Below are 6,890 nucleotides of genomic sequence, written 5' to 3'. Positions count from 1 at the left end.
GGTTAATTTTTGTTCGAGATAAAAGCGTTTTAATCGCGACGCGAGGTGTGTAGCTTAGTCATTCTAAGTAAATACCTCGCAACAAAGAGTAAAACGCTTTTAGCCGAACCCTTCGGGCAGCGTTTGTTGGCTCTTTCTACTGCGTTATCGCCTGTTTATGTAGAATAACTACACTACTCAGGCTCTGCCTTGTATAAAGAACCAACAAACTGCTGCAAAAACAATCTCGAAAGATTAACAGACCCTAGAACTTACCGTAATAACCTTCTTTAAGCGCATCATACAGGTTTGCCGCTGTATGCGTTTCGCCATCATACTCAATTTCTTCATTACCTTTCACTTCGATTTTAGAGCCGTCTTCCAGGGTAAATTCGTAAATGGTATTTTCCAGATCCCGCTCTTTCACTAATACGCCCTGGAAGGCTTCCGGGTTAAAACGGAACGTGGTGCAGCCTTTCAGACCTTGATCGTAAGCGTAGAGATAGATCTCTTTAAAGCTTTCGTAAGGGTAGTCCGTTGGCACGTTTGCCGTTTTTGAAATAGAAGAATCAACCCAACGCTGGGCGGCAGCCTGCACGTCCACGTGCTGTTGCGGCGTGACATCATCAGCGGCAATAAAGTAGTCCGGTAATTGCTGCTCAGGCAGATCGCTATAAGGCATGGCGCTATTGTTGACCAATTCCCGGTAAGCCAGCAATTCAAATGAATAAACATCAACACTTTCTTTACTCTTTTTACCTTCCCGGATCACATTGCGTGAGTAGTGGTGTGCAAAGCTCGGCTCAATGCCGTTACTGGCATTATTGGCCAGCGACAGGGAGATCGTCCCCGTCGGAGCAATCGAGCTGTGATGCGTAAAGCGGGCTCCTTGCTCTGCCAGTTGTTCAACTAATTGCGGCTTGATGTCAGCGAGCTGCTGCATATAACGGCTGTATTTTGCGTGTAAAACCTTGCCTTTCACTTTGTCACCCAGTTTAAAGCCATCTTTTTTCATTTCCGGCCGCTGGGTTAACATTTTACCGGTCACTTCAAACTCCTGATCCATAATTGGTGCAGGACCTTTTTCTTTGGCTAATTCAAGTGCGGACTCCCACCCCGTTACCGCCATCACCTGTGCGACCTGTTCGGTAAAGGCGACAGAAGCCGGGCTACCATATTTTATTCTCATCATGGTCATGGTTGAACCTAAACCTAAAAAGCCCATACCGTGACGACGTTTGCTTTCGATTTCCTGACGCTGTTTTTCGAGGGGTAATTGGTTAATTTCTACCACGTTATCCAGCATACGGGTAAAGATAGAAACGACCTTACGATAGGCATCCCAATCAAACTCAGCCTGCTCAGTAAAGGGTTTTTTTACAAAACGGGTCAAATTGACACTGCCTAATAAACAAGCGCCGTAAGGTGGTAATGGTTGTTCACCACAAGGGTTAGTGGCACGAATATCTTCACAGAACCAGTTATTGTTCATTTCGTTCACTTTATCGATCAGGATAAATCCGGGCTCGGCAAAATCGTAAGTTGACGACATGATCACGTTCCATAAGCGACGCGCAGGCAGTGTTTGATAGACACGACAAGCCACCTGGCCCAGGTCGTTTTGTTGGTAACCTTCCTGTATCGGCCAATAAGCCCATACTAAGGTGTTATCTTTTTCTGCTTGCGCGACTTCTTTAACATTCATCGGGAAGATCAGATCCCAGTCGCTATCGGCTTTTACCGCATTAATAAAATCTTCGGTAATTAACAGCGATAGATTAAATTGGCGCAGACGGCCATTTTCACGTTTGGCTTTAACAAATTCCATGACATCCGGGTGGCGAATATCCATCGTGCCCATTTGTGCGCCACGGCGGCCTCCGGCAGAAGAAACGGTAAAACACATCTTGTCGTAGATATCCATGAAGGAAAGTGGGCCGGATGTATAAGCACCGGCACCGGAAACAAAGGCACCACGAGGACGCAGGGTAGAAAAGTCGTAACCAATACCGCAACCGGCTTTTAAAGTTAAGCCAGCTTCATGCACTTTACCAAGAATATCGTCCATAGAATCATATATAGTGCCGGAAACGGTACAGTTGATGGTAGAAGTAGCAGGTTTGTGCTCACGGGCACCGGCATTTGACATGATACGGCCGGCAGGAATGGCACCATTTTCTAATGCCCAGGAAAATTGTTCGCTCCAGTAAGCACTGTCTTTTTCCAGATCTGCCAAAGCACTTGCCACCCGCTGATAGGTTGCATGAATATCGGTATCAACTGCATTACCGTCTTTACTCACTAAACGATACTTTTTATCCCAAATATCCACAGAAGTGCTTTGTAATGGGATATTGAGTGACGCAGTAATGTGCTTGCTGGCAGAATCTTTTGTAGTGGTTTGCTGAACTGATTTAGACATGTTTCACCTTTTTATTGTCTGTCTTACTATTTTGTGCCGTGCTGTTTATGCCATGCTAACTATCCGCACCGGCAGAGCCGTAAACATAAGTCATTAATCCCGGCCATGGATAATGTTTGTGAACGGCATAATTTTTTTTGCTACTCTTTGTAGCAGCGAAAAACTGTTTGGATAAAAGATCAATTAAAACACTATATCTAGTTATCCTCAAGTAAAGATAGCACAAGATGTTGTGATTAACCTGTGGGTAAGTCTGTGGAATAATCTGGCATAAGTAGACCGTGCGTTGGCCAAACAGGAGCTTAAGAAAGTCGAATAAAAATAGTTATTATTTTTACTTAAACAGTAAAATGTTTGATTCAGGTGCTATTGAAATTTAAACAACGCAGTTATCGTGGCTAAAGCAAATACGGTGGATCATAGCAATCAGAAGGCTGCTATACCCATGTTACTTCAAAATGCTTTGTCAGGCACAAGCTCGGAGACCAGATCAAGGCGCAGCATGAGGTAATGGTTATTCCCTTTTCGATTGTTGCAGCGCAGAGCTGGTTTTCGAGCTAGCGCCCCGTAGGGCAAGGCAACTTGTACCAATCTGCGTTGTTATAAAATCTCTATGTAGATTAACTATACTTCAATTTTATGCTAGCATCTCGGCACAATTTGCCTTGCTGACTTTGCATCTTGAAGTATCATGGGTATATATATAAATCACCAGGCTCGGCTGAAGCCGAGGTCCCTGAAGGCATTGCTCAGTCGGTGACTGAACAATGCCTTCAAGCGTTTGTTAAAACAGTATTAAAGCAGAATTAATAATGCCGAGTAGGGCAACGGCTATCATCACAGGCAGAGCAAAGCTTTTTAAAGATTGTGGCGGTTTGCGCTTGAATAAGACCTGACCGACATATCCTGCGATAAGTGTCGGAATCACAAGTATTAATATGGCTTTGGGCAATGTACTGTCTACCATTCCGCCTGCGATAAGTCCGATCACGGCCACCAATTCACTGGCGATAAAGAATAAAATCATGGTAGCCCGTTGAGAGCTGGTACTTAAATTACTCGATAACATATAATATAGAATCATAGGCCCGCCAACCGATGCGCTTGCAGTACCGGCACCGGAAGCTAAACCAAAGCCTATTTTTGTACTTGTTTTCTCTGCATTAAAAGGCCTGAATTCAGAAAATAGAAGCAGAGATAACCCAAGGATCACAATACAAATCAACAGTTTAAGTATTTCTGCTGGAATTAAGAGTAAAAAGCAGTAGCCCACCGGAATACCCAATACAGAGCCGAAAATAAGTTTTTTCAGGGTGGTAAGGTCGGCCTGTTTAAGCGCGGCACGCCATAGGTTAACGCTGCAGATAACATCTAAAGATAATACCACGGCAACGCTTTGCTGAGGCTCTAAAAAAAAATTTAGCCCGACGACCGCAATTGCAGTAAAACCAAATCCACTAAAGCCCCGTACCACTCCCGCGAATATTACGATTGGTATTGCCAGCCAAATTTGTTCCATTTAATAGCCTCACTAATTATTGATCTTGATCAAAGAATTGATTATTGCAATATTGATCCACTAAGGTTAGAGCCAGTTAGAGACATTATTGGATCCACTAACAAGGAAACAAATAAAAACTGGCTGGAGCTATTAATTAAAAAGGCTGGAGCTAAAGAAATAGCAGACTTAGGGGTAGGGTGATTATCAGAGCGCCATATAGTTTAAGAAACGAACGCCAGAGCAGGCTAAAAATCGCTCGGACAAGCCCTGTTAGCAAAGGGATAGAGCTCTCTTTCGAGCTGCCACAAAGTACAATGAGAGATTGTTAGCCGATCCCGAAGGGCGAGGCCCAAATGGTCGCACCAACCGCTCTATTACTCTGTATAACAATTAGCGAACAATCAGACAGTTAGGAAGACAGATTAATGACGATATTTACTAAATCTTTCACTCAGCAGGAACCCATCCCCGAGGAGGGTATTGCAGCGGCAATCGCAGTGATGCAATCCGGTCGTCTTCACCGCTACAATACGGAAGCGGGTGAAAAAAGCTTAACCGATCAGCTTGAACTCGCATTCAGCGAATATATTGGTGTTGACAATTGTCTTGCCTGTGCTTCATGCGGTTATGCGCTGCACGTGGCGCTGCTAAGTGTCGGCGTTGCCAAAGGCGACAAAGTGCTGTGCAATGCATTTACTCTGGCACCCGTTCCAGGTGCTATCCACAATGCCGGCGGCATCCCGGTATTCGTTGATATTGATGAGCAACTGTGTATCGATCTGGCCGATTTAGAGATTAAGGCAGCGCAATCCGGGGCTAAATATTTACTGCTTTCCCATATGCGCGGGCACATTGCAGATATGGATCGTGTCATGGATATTTGTCGACGAAACAATATCTATCTTATAGAAGATTGTGCGCATACCATGGGCGCTAAATGGGATGGCAAAATGAGTGGCAGCTTTGGGGACGTGGCATGCTTCAGCACACAAACTTATAAGCATATGAATTCTGGAGAAGGGGGATTATTGGTTACTCCCCACAAGGAGATAATAACCAGGGCAATAATATATTCCGGCTCTTATATGCTTTATGAAAAACATTATGCTGCGCCTGAAAAAGAAGCATTTAATGAGGTTAAATACACTATTCCAAACTATAGCGGTCGTATGGATAACCTGAGAGCCGCAATATTACTGCCACAGTTAAAAAACCTGGATCAGAAATGCCACGATTGGAATGCCAGATACGACTTAATGAACACTATTTTCAAGTCAAGTAAGCACATCAAAACCATAACACGAGATGAAAAAGAGGGCTTTGTTGCCAGTTCTATCCAGTTTTCTCTTCCGGCATTCTCATATAGCGACTGCAAAAATCTGATTACCAATTGCGAGGCTAAAGGCGTTTCTATTAAGTGGTTTGGAGAAGCAGAACCAAGCAGTTACACGAGTAAATATGACAGCTGGCTCTATCTTGATAAGCAGCCATTGCTGACGTCGACAGAAGGTCTTTTAGCGACACTCATCGATATCAGGATCCCGCTTACATTCACTCTCAGCGACTGCAATACGGTAGCAAATATAGTTGTCAATCAGATAGAAGAAATCGCGGTGAATCCCCCTACCTGATAAAGCACCTTGAGGTATCATGGGGATATATCCTTAGCCGTTAACTTTGTTAACGGTTTTTTCTTTCCTGCACAGCGGGTAGCTTTCCAGGTTGTTGTTTTCCTTCAGGCAAAAAAAACGGCTTATTGAGCCACAGATTAACAAGGAAAATAAAACAATACCTTGCTTAGGGGGATTTTAATACTTATTATGTTCTGTTACTTAACTGTCTGATAACAAATTGTTTTTCAGACATAACTTAATTTATGCCTATTTTTATCGGAGATTCATAAAGATGAGCGAAAAGCCTAGCTACGCAATGCTGGAAAATAAAATAGCGAGGTTGGAGGCAAAACTTGCTCTTTTTGAAACATTAAAAGAGGAGCAGAAAGTCAATCATGCTTTCTTAAAAATCTTGTTCGATATTATTCCAAGTCCGATGTTTTACAAAGATATAAATGGTGTATACCAATATTGTAATGATGCTTTTTCAAAAACTATTTTAGGTATTCCCAAAGAGGAAATAACAGGTAAATCACTTTATGATCTGCCCGATATAATTCCTCAAAAAAATGCCGATATCTATTATCAGAAAGATGCTGAACTTTTAAAAACAGTGACGCAACAGAGCTACGAAACAAAAGTAAAATGTGCAGACGGCATTGAAAGAGATTATCACTTTTATAAATCCACTCTGGTGGTCGATAATCAAATTCTCGGGCTGGTCGGGGTTATGCTCGATGTCAGTCAATATAAAAACACGTTAAGCGAGCTTGATAAAATAAACACAGCCTTAAATAAGGTCAGTATCACCGACAGGTTAACCAGATTGTAAAATAGAAGATATTTTGAAAATGTTCTTGAGCAAAAAATCACCTCATTTGCTCACCGCAAGCAGGCGTCTTCTTTTGCCTCAATGGATATCGACTTTTTCAAATGTTGCAACGATACCTATGGACATGCTGCGGGTGATCTTGCTCTGCAGAGAGTTTCCACTGCAATCAGGGAGACCATAAGCAGCAAAAATGATTATATCTTTCGGGTCGGCGGTGAAGAGTTTGCGCTGTTGTTTGAGTGCAATTCATCACAGGATGCGCTGCAGCTGGTAGAGAAGTTAAAAACCAATATTGAAAATCTGCAAATTAGCGCAGCTAATACCAAAGTCTCTCCTTACCTGACTATCTCGATTGGGCTGGGCAATATAAAAAGTATCAACTTTAATACTGACAGCGCTAAGATTTATCCATTTAGATGAAAAACACCGTCATTCATGGCGGTGATGAAAATCATTGATGCGAAGCATTAACGTTACTTAGGTCTATTTTGTTGCTCGATATAAGTCGTCAGGGCATCTAGCGCAGCACCGCCACATGATCCG

At 42.9% G+C, this 6,890-nt stretch carries 4 protein-coding genes and 1 pseudogene; 3 read left to right on the top strand and 2 right to left on the bottom strand.

All coding sequences use genetic code 11. From position 1 onward, the window contains the following. Nucleotides 1-244 precede the first annotated feature (244 nt). Nucleotides 245-2,401: an adenosylcobalamin-dependent ribonucleoside-diphosphate reductase gene (locus tag ABZA00_RS15740; protein WP_372883104.1), complete on the bottom strand. Its 2,157-nt coding sequence runs from the start codon at nt 2,399-2,401 to the stop codon at nt 245-247. Nucleotides 2,402-3,185: 784 nt separating this feature from the next. Next, nucleotides 3,186-3,920: a sulfite exporter TauE/SafE family protein gene (locus tag ABZA00_RS15735; RefSeq protein ID WP_372883103.1), complete on the bottom strand. Its 735-nt coding sequence runs from the start codon at nt 3,918-3,920 to the stop codon at nt 3,186-3,188. Between the two features lie 407 nt (nt 3,921-4,327). Between ABZA00_RS15735 and ABZA00_RS15730 the strand changes: the two genes are divergently transcribed. The 3 genes and pseudogenes from ABZA00_RS15730 to ABZA00_RS15720 all read left to right on the top strand — a co-directional run. Beyond that, nucleotides 4,328-5,533, top strand: coding sequence for a DegT/DnrJ/EryC1/StrS family aminotransferase (locus ABZA00_RS15730; RefSeq protein WP_372883102.1), 1,206 nt, complete (start codon nt 4,328-4,330; stop codon nt 5,531-5,533). A 274-nt stretch (nt 5,534-5,807) separates the two neighbouring features. Then, the gene (locus ABZA00_RS15725) at nt 5,808-6,347 is read left to right on the top strand and encodes a PAS domain-containing protein (protein ID WP_372883101.1); all 540 of its coding nucleotides are present in this window, start codon (nt 5,808-5,810) and stop codon (nt 6,345-6,347) included. A 12-nt stretch (nt 6,348-6,359) separates the two neighbouring features. Beyond that, nucleotides 6,360-6,767 (top strand): annotated as a pseudogene (locus ABZA00_RS15720) (GGDEF domain-containing protein); the annotation flags it as partial. Between the last annotated feature and the right edge of the window lie 123 nt (nt 6,768-6,890).

The sequence above is a fragment of the Psychromonas sp. genome (assembly GCF_041586535.1).
Lineage (GTDB): Bacteria > Pseudomonadota > Gammaproteobacteria > Enterobacterales > Psychromonadaceae > Psychromonas.
The sequence above is the reverse complement of the archived record's forward strand: the minus strand, read 5'-3'. Positions and strand labels throughout refer to the sequence as shown.

What these genes read in the sequence shown, in the direction of transcription:
- ABZA00_RS15730 (WP_372883102.1), top strand. Translation starts at nt 4,328, where the DNA reads ATGACGATATTTACTAAATCTTTCACTCAGCAGGAACCCATCCCCGAG.
- ABZA00_RS15735 (WP_372883103.1), bottom strand. Translation starts at nt 3,920, where the DNA reads ATGGAACAAATTTGGCTGGCAATACCAATCGTAATATTCGCGGGAGTG.
- ABZA00_RS15740 (WP_372883104.1), bottom strand. Translation starts at nt 2,401, where the DNA reads ATGTCTAAATCAGTTCAGCAAACCACTACAAAAGATTCTGCCAGCAAG.
- ABZA00_RS15725 (WP_372883101.1), top strand. Translation starts at nt 5,808, where the DNA reads ATGAGCGAAAAGCCTAGCTACGCAATGCTGGAAAATAAAATAGCGAGG.